This window comes from Chitinophaga japonensis (genome assembly GCF_007830125.1).
Taxonomy (GTDB): domain Bacteria; phylum Bacteroidota; class Bacteroidia; order Chitinophagales; family Chitinophagaceae; genus Chitinophaga; species Chitinophaga japonensis.
This window is the reverse complement of record NZ_VLLG01000002.1, coordinates 1107209-1123494: the sequence shown is the minus strand read 5'-3', so window position 1 is coordinate 1123494 and position 16286 is coordinate 1107209. Positions and strand designations below refer to the sequence as shown.

Here is a 16286-nt window from a genome sequence, read left to right as displayed (position 1 = left end):
GGTGTAACCTATAAATGGTACAGCACTGCCAGCGGCGGTACGGCGCTGGACAGCGGCACTACCTTCACTACACCACCCTTAGCCGGCGATAGCGCCGTATACTACGTGGAAGCCAGCGCTGGCAGTTGCGTAAGCGGCACCCGTGCAAAAGTGACGGTTAGGGCCAGCAGCAGCGGTGGCGGCGACACCACGGCAGTGACCATCTGCCGCGGCACCAGCACCATGCTGAATGTGACCAACCCGGTTACCGGCGCCACTTACCGCTGGTACAATACGGCCGATAACAGCCTGGCAGGTACGGGTACCTCCTTTACCACGCCGGTGCTGAACGCCAATACTGCTTACCTCCTGGAAGCTACGCTGCAGGGTGGCGCCAAAGATACCGTACAGGTATATACCATTACCGTAACTGATCCGCCGACCGTACCGGTACTGGTGAACAGCACGTTGATAGGTTGCGGCAGCGGCCCTGTACAACTGGCAGTACAGAATCCGCAGGCCGGCGTTACCTACAACTGGTACGATGCAGCCACCGGCGGCAACCTGGTAGGTACCGGCGCTACGCTGACCGTTACCCCGCCCTCCGGCGTGGATAGCGTGAAATACTATGCCGAAGCTGCGGTAGGTAGCTGTACCAGCACCAGCCGCGCAACGGCTACGGTGCAGGTGGTAAACAGCCTGCAGCCGCCGGTATTGACTACTAACGAGCAAAGCACCAGCCTGGGTGGCACGGCTACCTTTACCGTGGCCAACCCGCAGGGAGGTGTTACTTATACATGGTACAGCACCGCCACCGGCGGTACACCGCTGGCCATTGGTACCAGCTTTACCACACCGCCGCTGGCCGGCGATAGCGCGGTATACTACGTGGAAGCCAGCGCCGGCACCTGCGTAAGCAGCACCCGCGCGAAGGTGACCGTGAGGAATGATGGCAACGGTGGTGGAGACGGCGATACAACCGCCATTACCATCTGTACCGGCAGCTCCATTACGCTGAACGCGGTGAACCCGCAGTCAGGCGTTATCTACCGCTGGTATAATACGGCTAACAACAGCCTGGTATTTACCGGCACCAGCTTCACTACGCCGGCACTGAACGCCGATATCACCTACCTGGTAGAGGCTACCGCGCAGGGCGGCGTGAAGGATACCAACCAGGTGTTTGTGATCACGGTAGGAACAAATACCACTCCGCCGGTAGTAGTGGCTACCACCGTTAAGATATGCAGCGGACAGGACGCCACGCTGATTGTACAGAATCCGCTGCCCAGCTACACTTACCAATGGTTTGACGCCGCTACCGGCGGCAGCCTGGTGCATACCGGCCCGGTGTTTACCGTGACCGGCGTAACATCCAGCACAAACTACTATGTGCAATCTGTGTTGAATAATAAATGCGCCAGCGCCACCAGGACCCAGGTGAGCATAGAAGCAGGTAATGCACCGGCAGCGCCCGCCGTGGCAGCCAGCACGGTAGTGACCTGCGTAGGCGGTACCGCTACCTTTAATATCCAGAATCCTGATCCCGCAGTGACCTACCGCTGGTACGACCAGCCGGCCAATGGTACGCTGCTGGCCATCAGCACGGCCTACACTACTGCAGGCCTGGCCAATACCACCACTTTCTATGTGGAAGCAGCCTACAATGCAGGTTGTGTGAGCACATCCCGCACAGGCGTTACCGCTACCGTGGTGAATTCGCTGGATGCGCCGCAGGCAGACGCCGTGACCATCTGTGCCGGCCAGCCCGCACAGCTCATGGTTAAAAACCCGGTTGCCGGCCTGATCTACAGGTGGTATAGCACGGCTACCGGTGGTACCGCCCTGTTTACCGGCACCACCTACACCACGCCGCCGCGCTCCGTAAATACGGTATACTACCTGGAAGCAGCCAGTGGCAGCGGTTGTGTGAGTATCAGCCGTGCGCCGGTAAGTGTGACCGTGAACAGCGTACCGGGTACACCGGCAGTGGCTGCAGCCGACGTGCAGGTATGTCCCGGCCAGACCGCTACACTGAGTATTGAGAACCCGGCTGCAGGGCTTACTTATCGCTGGTATACTTCACCCACCGGCGGTACAGCCGTTACCACCGGCGCTACCTTCACCACCGCTGCGCTGAATGCTAACCAGCAATACTATGTGGAAGCGGTGAACGCCAGCGGCTGCGCCAGCAATACACGTACAGCCGTAAGCGTAACCGTAGGCGCGCCCAACGCCAATGATATAGTCGTAGATGTGCCTGATCCGGCATGTCCCGGCAATACCGTAACACTCAGCGCCAGCGCCCCCACTGTGCCGGATGCGGACTTCCGCTGGTACAGCACGGCCAGCGGCGGCACGCAACTGGCTACCGGCGCCACCTTCACTACCGCAGCCCTGGATAGCAACGCTACCTATTATGTGGAAGTGTTTACCACCAGCGGCGGTTGCGCCAGCGCCACCCGCAAGGCAGTGGAAGTAGGCGTACTGCAGCAGTTGGCAACACCGGTAGTAACGGTAAGCGACTCTACCGCCAACAGCATTACCTTCAGTTGGAACACAGTACCGGGCATCACGCGGTATGAAGTGACCACCAACAACGGCACCAGCTTTACACCGCCCAGCTCCGGCGCTACCGGTACCACGCATACGGTGGCCAACCTGAGCCCGAACCAGATGGTAACATTGCAGGTAAGAGCGCTGAACGACAACAGTTGTCAGACCAGCGACCTGTCTGCTGCCATTACCGGCAGCGCCTCCAACCCGGCCGGCGACCAGGTGTTCATTCCCAACCTGTTCAGCCCGAACGGCGACGGCGTGAACGATGTGCTGATGGTATACGGTAACACCATTGCCTCCATTGAGCTGCACATTTACAATGCATGGGGCCAGGAAGTATTCGTCTCCAAAGATCAGCGGCAGGGATGGGATGGCACTATGAGCGGCCGTCAGCAGCCGGCAGGTGTATATGTATACATCGCACGGATAAAGCTGCAGAATGGCACTACTGTAGATAAGAAAGGCAACGTCACCCTGATCCGTTAAACCATATTAAAAGTCCGTTCCGGCCCCGCCGGGACGGACATTCTTAACCAGCAAAAAAATATTCCCATGAGGAAACCGAGTATAAACATCGTTCTGGGGCTTTTAATATGCGCGCTGCTCCCCGCCACCGTCCGGGCGCAGGTAGACCCGCATTTTTCTCAATACTACGCATACCCCTTATGGCTAAACCCCGCGCTTACCGGGGTGCTGGACGGAGACTACCGCATCAGCGGCAATTACCGTAACCAATGGACCAATTATGGGAAAGCTTTTGCCACTACCGGCGTTTCCTTTGACGCCGCTACGGACAAGAACATAGGGGTGGGCGTTAATATCCTGAACATGTCTGCCGGCGATGCCGGCTATAACTACCTGAACGCCATGGCCAGCGTATCCTACAGCGGGGTGAAGTTTGGCGCTACCGGCACTACCCGCCTGGTATTTGGCGTGCAGGCCGGTATCATCAACCGCCGGGTGGACCCCGCCAAGTTCCAGACGGGCAGCCAGTGGAACCCGGTGATCGGGTTTGATCCCAGCATCTTCAACGGGGAAAGCCTGAACAAAACCTCCTCCACGGCATTTGACGCCGCCGCCGGCGCGCTGTTCTTTGACGGTAATCCCAACCACCGTCTCAATCCTTTTGTAGGGGTATCTGCCGGGCACCTTACCCAGCCGGAAGATCCTTTTAAGGAAGATGATAACCGCAATTACCCCATCCGCTACCTGGCGCACGGCGGCACCAAAATAAAAATGACGGATGAGCTGAGCCTTACCCCGCACGGCTTATACATGCGCCAGGGAAATGCCGAGGAAAAAGTACTGGGTGTGTACGGCCAATATGCCGTTAATCCCGAGTTTGACCTGCTGGCCGGTGCTACCTATCGCTTTGACGACTCCGTGATACCCTTTGCAGGGTTTCATTACAAGAGTTTTGTATTAGGGCTGAGCTATGACGCCAATGTTTCCAACATGCAACGGTTGGTAAACGGCAGCAACAGCTTTGAGATATCACTCTCCTTTATCAGCCGCAAACGCAGGGTGCTGACAGAAGAGTACTTTATCTGTCCCAGGTTGTAAAGGAAGCAAGCACAAAAAACTTTTTAAATGGAACCTCGCATGATAAAATTTATTACACGCTGCTGGCTGATCCTGTTTTTATGGGGCGCTCACACGGCCCATGCACAGTATGTATATGATTACCGGCACACGGCCGATATATACTACAACGCCAAGGATTATTATTCCGCCGCACAGTACTACAGCAAAGCGCTGGGTACTTTCAAGATAAAGCCCGAGAATGTGCTGCCTTATGCCGTGAGCGGAGCCGGCAAGGAAAAGAGCAAGAAGATCAAGGATTATGAAACAGTAGTATACCGGCTGGCAGAGTCTTACCGTCACTACAACGACTTTGGCAATGCAGAAACCTATTACGGCCAGGCTGCCACCTTCAATAACCCGGCCTTTCCGCTGGCCCGTTTCTGGTACGGCATATGTCTCCGCGCCAACGGAAAGTATGAAGAGGCGCTGGAGCAGCTAAAGCAATTCCGCCAGGATTATACCAATGCAGATGAAATAGCCAACCGGGCGGCGCTGGAAATAGCCTCCTGCGAGTTTGCCCTGTCCGAGGCCAAACGGGCTCCCCGCTACAGCATCGCCAAAGTAGACGGCAGTGTGAATGGCGGTGGCGCCAACTACGCGCCGGTAGCGCTGAACAGCAATACCCTGCTCTTTACCTCCTCCCGCCCGGAAACAAACCTGGATGATAAGAAGAAGGAAAACCCTTATGTGAATGATCTCTATATAGCACAGGGCCGCGGTGTGGCGTTCGACAGCAGCCAGAAACTGTCCATCCCCTCCGCCAAAGGTGTGGACCAGGGCGCTGCTGCACTGAGCCCGGATGGCAACACCCTCTATCTTACCCGCTGGACCAGGAACGGCGTAGATAAACATACGGATATCTATACCAGCACCCGGCAGGGAAGCGGCTGGTCCGAACCTAAAAAATTAGGTCCCAATGTAAATGCGGAAGGCTTCAACTCCATGCAGCCTTTTGTAACGGCAGATAATAAATACCTGTTCTTTGTGTCCGACAGGCCAGGCGGCATGGGCAAACATGACATCTGGGTAAGCCAGTTGCAGAACGGCACGCCCGGCGCCCCCAGGAACCTGGGCACCGGCATCAATTCCCGTGAAGAAGACCAGGCGCCTTACTATGACAGCAAGAACGGCATACTCATATACAGCACTAATGGCCGGGTAGGCCTGGGCGGGCTGGACTTTTTCATGAGTAAGGGCAACGGAAGCGACTGGTCGACGCCGGAGAACATGGGCGCACCACTCAACTCGTCCAAGGATGATATTTACTATTCGCCGGTGGACAATGCCAACCCCTTAAGGGGTGGTTATATCAGCTCCGACCGCCAGTCTGTATGCTGCCTGGAGCTGTTCTCCGTGAAGAAGAACGCGAAAATAGCCGGCGGGCAGATACTGGACTGCGATGGTAACCTGCCGCTGACAGGGGCGACCGTTACCCTGCTGGATACCATACGGCAAAAGGTGCTGCAGCAGATCACCGTGGATGAGACCGGGCATTACAGCTTTGACGTGGAAATGCAACAGAATTACAAGATCATGGCGGAAAAGGAGAACTACTTCTCCAAGGCCATCTATTTTAATACCGATGAGCTGACGCACACGGACTCTCTAATGAATCCCACCATCTGCCTGAAGCGCTACGAAATAGGCAAGCCCGTTATTCTTAAAGACATCTACTACGATTTCAACAAAGCCACGTTAAGGCCCCAGTCGCTGATCGTGCTGGATACCGTAGTAGCCATTATGCAGGATAATCCCAACATCATTATAGAAATGGGTTCGCATACGGACAGCAAGGGCACCGATGCCTACAACATCAAGCTGTCACAGGCCAGGGCGCAGTCCTGTGTGGATTACCTGGCCAGCAAAGGCATTCCCGTTTCCCGTATGGTAGCGAAAGGATATGGAGAATCAAGGCCCATTGCCCCCAACACCATGCCTAACGGCAAGGATAACCCGGACGGCCGCCAGTTGAACAGAAGAACCGAATTCAAGGTATTGCGTATACAACCGCAACTGGATTAGTTGCGCTGTTGTTGGTATTTTAACCATATCCTATAAAAACCAAGGAACCACAAAAAAGCAATAGCCGGCATCATGCCGGCTATTGTGTTGATATCATTCTTTACTACCCCTTATGGGCCTGTTTATCGTGCGCCTTTCAGGATGATGTTTTCTGAACATAAGCATGGGTTCAGCGCATCTGCTCATTATTTTATTACCTTTGCCCCTGTTTTACCAATAACTGTTAAACCAACAAGCAAATATGTCGCTCATTGTCGTAGGCTCCATGGCGTTTGATGAAATAGAAACGCCCTTCGGGAAATCAGGAAGGATCATTGGTGGCTCTGCCACCTTTATTGCCTGGACTGCTGCTAATTTCGTGCAGCCCATTAACCAGGTATCCGTTATAGGCGGTGATTTTCCGCAGGCCGATCTGCATGCCCTGGCTGCCAAGGGAGTGGCATTGGACGGCGTACAGATTATGAAGGACCGCCCTTCCTTTTACTGGGCCGGCAGGTACCACATGGATATGAACACCCGCGATACCCTGGTAACGGAGCTGAACGTACTGGGCGATTTTCAGCCGGTGATCCCCGAAAGCTACCAGGGCAGTGAGTTCCTGGTGCTGGGCAACCTTTCCCCCCAGGTACAGATCAGCGTGATCAACCAGTTGCAGGAGCGCCCCAAGCTGATCGTGCTGGATACGATGAACTTCTGGATGGAAACCGCCCTGGATGACTTGAAAAAGGTGCTGACCATGGTGGACGTACTGCTGGTGAATGATGGGGAAGCCCGCCAGTTGAGCGGGGAGTATTCCCTGGTAAAGGCGGCGCGTAAGATACTGACCATGGGTCCGCGTTACCTCATCATTAAGAAAGGGGAGCACGGTGCGCTGCTGTTCCACGAGAACCATGTGTTCTTTGCCCCGGCATTACCGCTGGAAGACGTATTTGACCCCACCGGCGCCGGGGATACCTTTGCCGGCGGCTTTATAGGCCACCTGGCCAAAACCAAGGATATTTCCTTTGAGAATATGAAAACGGCCATTATCGTAGGGTCTGCCATGGCCTCCTTCTGCGTCGAGAAATTTGGCGTCAGCCGGCTCCGTGAGATCACACAGGAAGATATCAGCGCCCGCCTGGAACAGTTTGTGGAGTTGGTGAATTTTGATATAGACCTTGTGTAGAAAGTTCCAAATTCCAAAATCCAAATCCCAGGCGCGTTGCTACCAATTTGGGATTTGGATTTTGGGATTTGGAATTTATTTAAATATTTCATTCAGCACCGCTGCCAGCCTCAATCCCCCTTTCAGCAATTGCTGGTTCAGGCTTTCCTGGAACCAGTAGTTATAACGGTAGCTGAGCTTGTCTCCCTTTTTGGTTTTTGCATATACTTCATCCGCCAGCAGGTGCGATTCAAACATCCAGTCCGCTATGCTGCCGCTTTGCAGCCGGCGTACAGTAGCCGCCGGCGCTATATCCAGCCATTGCGCATATTCCGTATAGCTGAGCTGCTGGAAATCGATCAGGTGCTCATCCCATACCCGGTGCAGGTTGGTGGCCCGGTCAAACCAGTACACCGTGATCCTGTTGCCGCCCTGGTCTTCATCCCGGCCCACGTGCAGGGGCTGGTGCATGTCTCCCAGCAGGTGCACCAGGAAGGTCAGCGCAAACACTTTCTCCGCCCGGGGCGTGGAGGATGATTTTAGCTGCTGTATCAGCGCCTGTGTTTGTGTGTACAGGTTCTCCCCCGTTTGCGCCTGCAGGATGCGGTCAAATGTTGCCCGGCTGGCGTGCGCAGGAAAATCCAGGTAATGCCAGCGGGAGGTGTGATCATACCGGTGGGTGGTATCGGATTTAATAAAGTCGGGCCAGTTGGACACCATAGCCAGGCTTTGGCGGCCCAGCAGCGCCTCAATGGCCTTGCGGGCCCTGGGCGTAAGGTGATGGCTGGCTATTTCCGCCACCACGCGGTGGCCGGTAGGTCCCCAGCAATAGCCGGAGAGCGGTAACAGGGGCAGCAGGATGCCCAGTAAAAGACGGTAAAAGAAAACGGGACGCATACAAAAAATAAAGGACCAAGATAGACAAAATTAGGCGCTCAAATTCCGGGCATTTGTATTTTAACAATGCCCGCAAGCAGGAAAGCTACCAATTTCGTAATTTTGATAATTGCGGTTACAACAAGCGCCGTACGCCATTATGCCATTTAAGATACATTCGCCATATCCGCCCGCCGGGGACCAGCCGGAAGCCATTCGACAGTTGACAGAAGGATTGAAAAAGGGAGAGCCCTTTCAGACCCTGCTGGGGGTGACCGGCTCGGGTAAGACATTTACCATGGCCAATGTGATACAGAATATCCAGAAGCCCACCCTGGTGCTTACCCACAACAAGACCCTGGTAGCCCAACTGTACGGCGAATTCCGGCAATTCTTCCCGGAAAATGCCGTGGAGTATTTTGTATCCTATTATGATTATTACCAGCCCGAGGCCTATATGCCCGTGAGCGACACCTATATAGAAAAAGACCTGTCCATTAACGCCGAGCTGGACAAGCTGCGCCTGCGGGCCACTTCCAACCTGCTGAGCGGCCGCCGGGACATTATTGTAGTGGCCAGCGTATCCTGTATATATGGTATGGGTAACCCTACCGAACTGGAGAACGGGATACTCCGTATCCACCGGGGGCAGACCATCGGCCGCAATACCCTGCTGCACGGCCTCGTCAATTCCTTATACATGCGTACCACCGCGGATTTTACCCGCGGCTCCTTCCGGGTGCAGGGCGATACGGTGGACATTAACCTGCCCTATGTGGATTATGGCTACCGGATCACCTTTTTCGGCGATGAAATAGAGGAGATAGAAAGCTTCGACACCGCTACCGGTAAACGGATAGGCACCATGGAAAATGCAGCCATATTCCCGGCCAACCTGTACCTGGCGCCCAAAGACATGATGCAGCAGATCATTTTCGAGATACAGGACGAATTACTGGCGCAGGTGGAGTATTTCCGTTCCCAGGGCAAGCACCTGGAGGCCCAGCGCCTGAGCGAAAGGGTAAATTATGACCTGGAAATGATCCGCGAGCTGGGCTATTGCAGCGGTATCGAGAACTATTCCCGCTTCCTGGACCGGCGCCTGCCGGGCACCCGTCCCTTCTGCCTGCTGGATTATTTTCCCAGGGATTTCCTGCTGGTAGTGGACGAAAGTCACCAGACCATCCCGCAGATCAGCGGCATGTATGGCGGCGACCGCTCCCGCAAGCTCACGCTGGTGGATTTTGGTTTCCGCCTGCCCTCTGCCATGGACAACCGCCCGCTGAACTTCTACGAGTTCGAGAACCTGCTGAACCAGGTGGTGTTTGTAAGCGCCACCCCCGGCGAGTATGAGCTGAAGCAGACGGAAGGCGTGGTGGTAGAGCAGGTGGTGAGGCCTACCGGGCTGCTGGACCCTCCCATTGAAATAAGGCCCAGCGTGAACCAGGTGGACGATCTGCTGGATGAAATAGACCGCCGGGTACAGAAAGGCGACCGCGTGCTGGTGACCACCCTGACCAAGCGCATGGCGGAGGAAATGGATAAGTACCTGCATCGTATTAATATTAAGTCCCGCTACATCCACTCCGAAGTAGATACCCTGGAACGGGTGGAGATCCTGCGCGACCTGCGCCTGGGTAAAATAGACGTGCTGGTGGGCGTGAACTTGCTGCGTGAGGGCCTGGACCTGCCGGAGGTATCGCTGGTAGCCATACTGGACGCCGATAAGGAAGGTTTCCTGCGCGATGAGCGCTCCCTGACGCAGACCGCCGGGCGCGCCGCCCGTAACGTGGACGGCCTGGTGATCTTTTATGCAGACAAGATCACCGAGAGCATGCAGCGCACCATCGATGAGACCAACCGCCGCCGGGAAAAGCAGATCGCTTACAATACCCAGCATCATATTGTACCCAGGACAGTACGTAAGTCCATAGAGCAGATCATGGGGCAAACGTCTGTGCTGGAGATCAAGAGCTTTGACGAGCGTTCGCCTTACGCCGTGCATGAGGAGGTTTCACTGGTGGCCGAAGATGCTATGACATACGCCAAAGGGGAGGTGGCTACGGCCAAGACCATCCCGCAGTTGGAAAAGGCCATTGCCCGCATTAAGAAAGATATGGAGAAAGCTGCCAGGGACCTGGACTTTATGGAAGCTGCCCGCCTGCGTGACCAGATGTTTGCCCTGCAGCGGGAGCTGGAGGAAATGAAACAGGCCGGTTAGCGATTTTACCCATTTTTCACATTTAATTATTTACAATATATCATCTCAATATACGATTCCCAAAAGATACAACATATAGAATTGAATATATTAGTTATTGATATATTGTTTGTTACAAGCATTTCCCCCGGCTTCCTGTAGCATGCCCGCAGGCTGTGTTAGAAAATTGTTAAACGTAAATTTTACCGCTAAGTAGTAAGTTGATAACTAACTACTTACGTAGTCTTTTTTGCTAAATTCCCGCCTCTGATCTTTCTCCAAATCAAAATCATATTATAGATAAAAATAATTTAGTTGATTTTATGTCAATATTGCCTGTTTTTATTCAATCATTTCTATTTTTATGTGCTTTTGTTTGAGCAATTGAATTAAATAGATACTTTTATTGCAAGAAATTTAAAATTATACGCTATGAAGAAAACTGCCTTTCAGGATTACCTGCCTTTCATTTTTCTGGCCGTTATAGCAATAATTGGTATGTTTTTTCCGACAGCCGCCAATTTTGTTGATGATGCCGGTAAGTACAACTTCGGTGATGTGGCCTGGATATTAGTGGCCACCTCCCTGGTGTTTTTAATGACACCCGGTCTGTCCTTCTTTTATGGAGGTATGGTAAACCGGAAGAATGTCATTAATACCATGATGCAAAGCTTTATAGCCACGGGGCTTATAAGCGTATTATGGGTTGTAGTTGGTTTTAGCCTGGCATTTGGTGATTCTGTAAATGGGCTGATCGGTAACCCCGCTACCTTTTTCTTCTTTAAGGGGGTACCTTCAGGAGAGCCCTGGGCTGCAGCGCCTACTATTCCCTTGCTGCTGTTTGCCCTGTTCCAGATGAAATTTGCCATTATCACCCCTGCGCTGGTGGTGGGTGCTACGGCAGAAAGGATCCGGTACACCTCCTATATATTATTCATGGTATTATTCAGCCTGTTTGTATATGCGCCGATCGCGCACTGGACCTGGCACCCGGAAGGCATCCTGTTCAAGATGGGCGTACTGGACTTTGCCGGTGGCACCGTAGTGCATATCTCTGCCGGTTGTGCCGCCCTGGCTGGCGCCCTGGTATTGAAACGCAGGAAAGATCATATTGAAAAGAAAGAGCTGCAGCCTGCCAATATTCCCTTCGTATTGATAGGTACCGGATTGCTGTGGTTTGGCTGGTTCGGTTTTAACGCCGGCTCCGCAGTAGCTGCCAACCAACTGGCTGTTTCCGCCTTTGCAGTTACTAATACGGCAGCCGCCACCGCTGGTATGGCCTGGGTATTCTTTGATGTGATCCGTGGTCGGAAACCTTCAGCCTTAGGCTTCTGCATCGGCGCTGTAGTAGGCCTGGTGGCCATTACGCCTGCCGCCGGTTTTGTAGCTGTTCCGCAAAGTGTTTTCATCGGTTTTGCCGCCGCTATTGTATCTAACCTGATGGTGTACTGGAAATCCAAAACCAGCATTGACGATACACTGGATGTATTCCCCTGCCATGGTGTAGGTGGTATGAGCGGTATGCTGCTCACCGGCGTGTTTGCCTCTACCGCTATCAACAGCGCCGGCGTAGACGGTTTGTTCTATGGCAACTTTGAGCTGTTCAAGAACCAGTTGCTGGGTATGCTGCTGGTAGTGGCCTACAGCTTCACCGTTTCTTACGCGCTGTTCAAGCTGATCAACTTCATCCACCCGCTGCGTGTAAGCGACGAGGAAGAAGTACTGGGCCTGGATGCTTCCCAGCACAACGAGCATTACCATCCTGCGCCGCTGAGCGTAAATGGTAAGGGCACGCTCCGGGAAGAAGGCATTGTACAACAGTAGTATAATCTATCAAGTAAGCAATACAGTTTCAACATTTAAAAATTAATAATTAATAATGAATAATTAATAGTCGTTACAAGCATGTTTCATGGAAACAGTTATGTCCAGTATTATTAATTATTCATTATTAATTATTAAATGACCCCAGGGGGGCATACCCAAAGCAAGCAAAAGAAAGGTAGCACCAGAAGATTCGAGTTCCACACCATTTTATCAACCAAATTTTTCATTATATGAAGTCGTCATGAATAAAATAGTCATTTAGCACCGGGGCATTGGTGATGATTATTTTATTCATAAAGATAGCGTCATTGAAAGCAATGATGACGCTACAGGGGCTTCATGTGTCAATGAAAAAGTAAAACCTAAACGGATGAAAAAATTTATTATGACTACGTTCGCTGCCTGTATTTTTTTTGCTGCCTTCGCCCAGTCAGCGGACACCACACAGCCACAGGAAGCTTTTAAATTATCCGGTTCGGCGGATGTGTATTATAAGTATAACTTCAACAGGAACCTCACGGACAACAAGACCAGTTTTACCAATTCACATAATTCCTTCGAGCTGGGCATGGTATCCCTGAAAGTGGAGCACGGTTTCAAGAAAGGAAGCATCGTAGCGGATCTGGGCTTTGGCCGGCGTGCCGCGGAGTTTTCCTACAACGATGTGGTGGACAGCAAGAACGGCCTGGCAGTAGCCATCAAGCAGTTGTATGTAGGCTACCAGGCTACGGACAAGATCAAGATCAGCCTGGGCAGCTTTGCCACGCACGTAGGCTATGAGCTGGTAGATGCTTACCTGAACCGCAACTACAGCATGAGCTACATGTTCAGCAACGGCCCCTTCTTCAGCACGGGCGCCAAAGTGGATTATGCGATCACGCCTTACCTGAGCGCCATGGTAGGCGTATTCAATCCTACAGATCTGAAATCCGTTGACTTCAGCGATCATAAATATATTGGCGCGCAGGTAGGCTTTACGCCCACGGAAGCGCCCTTGAAACTGTACCTCAACTACCTGGGCGGAAAAGACACGGCCGGTATCCAGAACCACCAGTTGGACCTGGTAGCCACCTACCAGGTAAATTCAGTGCTGGGACTGGGATACAACGGCACCTACAGCCGCTACCATAATACGATCGAAAAAAATGGCAACGGCGAAGAGCCCGAAAGCGCCAAATGGTGGGGCTCTGCGCTGTATGTCAACCTGGATTTCACCGAAGATTTTGGCCTTACGCTCCGGGGAGAATACTTTGATGACAAGGACCGCCTGAAAACTTTTGCCAGCGCAACGGAAGGCGGCAGGATCATGGCCGGTACCCTTACCTTCAGCTATAAGACCGGCAACCTGGTAATTATGCCGGAATTCAGGATCGACAACGCTTCCAGGGATATCTTCAACAAGCATTCCGGCGAAGCGACCGGCACTACTTCCAATGTGCTGCTGGCAGCAGTGTATCACTTCTGAGATTAAGCCCCCGGCTCATATAAGAAAAGCAATACGTACGTATGTATATACGTACGTATTTTTTGCTATATTGTACGCTAAAACCTACAAAGCATGCTGCAGGCCACCACGTTGAAATTTCTGAAAAACCTGGAAAAAAATAATAATAAGGAATGGTTTGACGAGCACAAGCCTGCTTACCTGGATGCGAAGGCGGATTATGAAAGCATGGTGCAGCAGTTGATAGACGGACTGGCCAGGCAGGATAACGAGATTACCGGGCTACAGGTAAAGGACTGTGTTTTTCGTATATATAAAGACGTTAGATTCTCAAAAGACAAGACGCCTTACAAGGCGAATATGGGCGCCGCCTTTTCACCGGGCGGCCGTAAATCACCCAGGCCGGGCTACTACTTCCACCTGCAGCCTGGTGGCAAAAGCTTTGCCGGCGGCGGCATATGGATGCCTGCTGCGGACGTGCTGAAAAAAGTAAGGCAGGAAATAGATTACAACTTTCCCGAGTTCCAGCAGATCATCAGCAACAAGGACTTCATAAAATATTTTGGAAAGATAGAGGGGGAGGCGTTGAAGACAGTGCCGCAGGGCTATCAGCCGGATAACCCTGCCATTGCGTATCTCAAGCTGAAAAGCTTTACCGTGTGGCACAGTTTTTCAGACGAAGCCTGCATGCAACCTGCGCTGGTGCGCGAAATACTGAAGGTATTTGCCGTGATGCAGCCTTTTGTAAAATTCCTCGACAGGGCGCTGCATGAATAAGCAGGTGCCTGCGTGTACATACTACATCCGGAGAAAAAGGAGAAAAGGCGCCAGCCTTTTCTCCTTCATTCAATCTCTTCTGTTTTTCCCTTAAATTAATTCTTGTGTATCAAAAACTCAAAAGGGCGGGCTTTACGGTTCTTCAATAAGTTTTCTTTGTCCGTTCTGGTATGCGCAAAACGCTGGTTGTAAACATTGGCTACCTCGATGATAGGAATGATACCGTCCAGGGTGTCCTGCTGATCAACAATGTTCATGATGCGGGATACCTGTGAAGAGAAGTTGCTGCTCCACTCTTCCGTGAATTTGTGCATCAGTAATAGCTCGCGATTGGTGTTGGTTTTCATAGGATTAAGGGTGTTTACAGATTAGACAAAATATTCGGTTGCTGCATAGCACTCTCTCTAATATTGGCATAAAATTGGTTTAGTTTCATAGAAGCAAGTCGGCATAGGATTATGATACCAAAATCCAATTTTATACAGCAGTAATCAATACTACTTCCGTGTAATTTTTAATTGCACAGTGCTTTGCATTGTTGATATTTAATTAAAAAGTCCCGGCGTAATGCCGGGACTTTCAATTACTTATACTGAAAAATCGTATATGCATGTATGAAAGTCCGCAGCCCAATCTGAGGGGTTACTGCGGCAGGCACAATACCGGTTATACGAAAACACATTCCATGCAGGAACTGCTTCCGCTTACCCGGCTCAGATCCACTTTTGCTGATGCAGGTATTCTGCTATCTGTACTGCGTTGGTGGCGGCTCCTTTACGCAGGTTATCCGCTACTATCCACAGGTTCAGCGTTTTAGGCTGTGTTTCATCACGGCGTATACGTCCCACAAATACTTCGTCTTTTTCATGTGCATCCTTAGGCATTGGGTACTGCTGGCGGGAAGGGTCGTCTACCACAATTACACCCGGGGTTGCTGCCAATGCTTTACGAACTTCATCCAGTTCGTATTCTTTTTCAAACTCAATGTTCACGGATTCACTGTGTCCTCCCATTACGGGTATACGAACAGTAGTAGCGGTAACGGCTATATGATCATCTCCCATGATCTTCTTGGTCTCGTTTACCATTTTCATCTCTTCTTTCGTGTAGCCGTTATCGAGAAATACATCTATTTGCGGTATAACATTCAGGTCTATCGGATAAGTATATGCCATTTCGCCGCTCACGCCCTTGCGCTCGTTCATCAGTTGGTTCACCGCCTTTACACCGGTACCGGTTACAGACTGGTAGGTGGATACCACCACGCGGTTTATTTTATATTTTTCGTGCAAAGGGCTCAGCACCAGCACCATTTGTATGGTGGAGCAGTTGGGGTTGGCAATGATCTTGTCTTCGGGGGTTAATGCCTTCCCGTTGATCTCCGGTACTACCAGTTTTTTGGAGGGGTCCATTCTCCAGGCGCTGGAGTTATCGATCACGGTAATGCCGGCTGCGGCAAATTTGGGGGCCCATTCCAGGGAAGTGCTGCCGCCGGCGGAGAACAGGGCTACGTTCGGCTGCATAGCAATGGCCGTATCAGCATTTACCACCTTATATGGTTTGCCCTTGAATGTTACTTCCTTACCAACAGACTTCTCAGAAGCTACAGGAATCAGTTCTGTAACCGGGAAATTTCTTTCCGCTAACACTTGTAACATTTTTGAGCCTACCAGTCCGGTAGCTCCTACTACGGCAACTTTCATCTGGAATAATATTTGATTTTTTAGTAATCAGATGGAACCGTGCATCTAATACTCCCTGAACAGGAGCAGTCTCTCATGCCCGGTTTCATTTTGTAATGGAATTTGTTTTTTACATTTTGAATTTTTGGAAGCGCAAAAATACTACGTAATTCTTTATATTCGCAGCCCAAC

General features: G+C 51.8%; 11 protein-coding genes. 8 read left to right on the top strand and 3 right to left on the bottom strand.

All coding sequences use genetic code 11. From position 1 onward, the window contains the following. The 4 genes from LX66_RS04420 to LX66_RS04405 form a co-directional block, all read left to right on the top strand. On the top strand, window positions 1-3024 hold a 3024-nt coding region (locus LX66_RS04420; protein ID WP_158642531.1), incomplete at its 5' end, for an Ig-like domain-containing protein. Window positions 3025-3090: 66 nt separating this feature from the next. After that, on the top strand, window positions 3091-4101 hold the full coding sequence (locus tag LX66_RS04415) for a PorP/SprF family type IX secretion system membrane protein (protein ID WP_145710676.1): 1011 nt from the start codon (window positions 3091-3093) through the stop codon (window positions 4099-4101). Window positions 4102-4140: 39 nt separating this feature from the next. Then, a complete protein-coding gene (locus LX66_RS04410) occupies window positions 4141-6144 on the top strand; it encodes an OmpA family protein (RefSeq protein ID WP_158642530.1) in 2004 nt (667 codons plus the stop codon). 241 nt (window positions 6145-6385) lie between these two features. Beyond that, the gene (locus LX66_RS04405) at window positions 6386-7309 is read left to right on the top strand and encodes a PfkB family carbohydrate kinase (RefSeq protein ID WP_145710674.1); all 924 of its coding nucleotides are present in this window, start codon (window positions 6386-6388) and stop codon (window positions 7307-7309) included. A gap of 75 nt (window positions 7310-7384) precedes the next feature. Here LX66_RS04405 and LX66_RS04400 read toward each other — a convergent pair whose 3' ends face one another. Next, window positions 7385-8185, bottom strand: a complete 801-nt coding sequence (locus LX66_RS04400; protein WP_145710673.1) for a S1/P1 nuclease — start codon at window positions 8183-8185, stop codon at window positions 7385-7387. A 139-nt stretch (window positions 8186-8324) separates the two neighbouring features. Between LX66_RS04400 and uvrB the strand changes: the two genes are divergently transcribed. The 4 genes from uvrB to LX66_RS04380 all read left to right on the top strand — a co-directional run bounded on the left by uvrB (window position 8325) and on the right by LX66_RS04380 (window position 14412). Next, window positions 8325-10385, top strand: a complete 2061-nt coding sequence (gene uvrB, locus LX66_RS04395; protein ID WP_145710672.1) for an excinuclease ABC subunit UvrB — start codon at window positions 8325-8327, stop codon at window positions 10383-10385. A gap of 411 nt (window positions 10386-10796) precedes the next feature. Further along, entirely contained in the window at window positions 10797-12188 is a 1392-nt protein-coding gene (locus LX66_RS04390; RefSeq protein WP_145710671.1) for an ammonium transporter, read from the top strand. Window positions 12189-12576: 388 nt separating this feature from the next. Beyond that, complete coding sequence (locus tag LX66_RS04385; protein ID WP_244620291.1) at window positions 12577-13656, top strand: porin; 1080 nt, start codon at window positions 12577-12579, stop codon at window positions 13654-13656. A 93-nt stretch (window positions 13657-13749) separates the two neighbouring features. Next, window positions 13750-14412: a DUF2461 domain-containing protein gene (locus LX66_RS04380; RefSeq protein WP_145710669.1), complete on the top strand. Its 663-nt coding sequence runs from the start codon at window positions 13750-13752 to the stop codon at window positions 14410-14412. A 95-nt stretch (window positions 14413-14507) separates the two neighbouring features. On the opposite strand, the gene LX66_RS04375 is transcribed toward LX66_RS04380, so the two are convergent. Beyond that, window positions 14508-14759 (bottom strand): hypothetical protein, encoded by a 252-nt coding sequence (locus tag LX66_RS04375; protein WP_145710668.1) that lies wholly within the window; start codon window positions 14757-14759, stop codon window positions 14508-14510. Between the two features lie 366 nt (window positions 14760-15125). Beyond that, entirely contained in the window at window positions 15126-16115 is a 990-nt protein-coding gene (locus LX66_RS04370; protein ID WP_145710667.1) for an aspartate-semialdehyde dehydrogenase, read from the bottom strand. Window positions 16116-16286 lie beyond the last annotated feature (171 nt).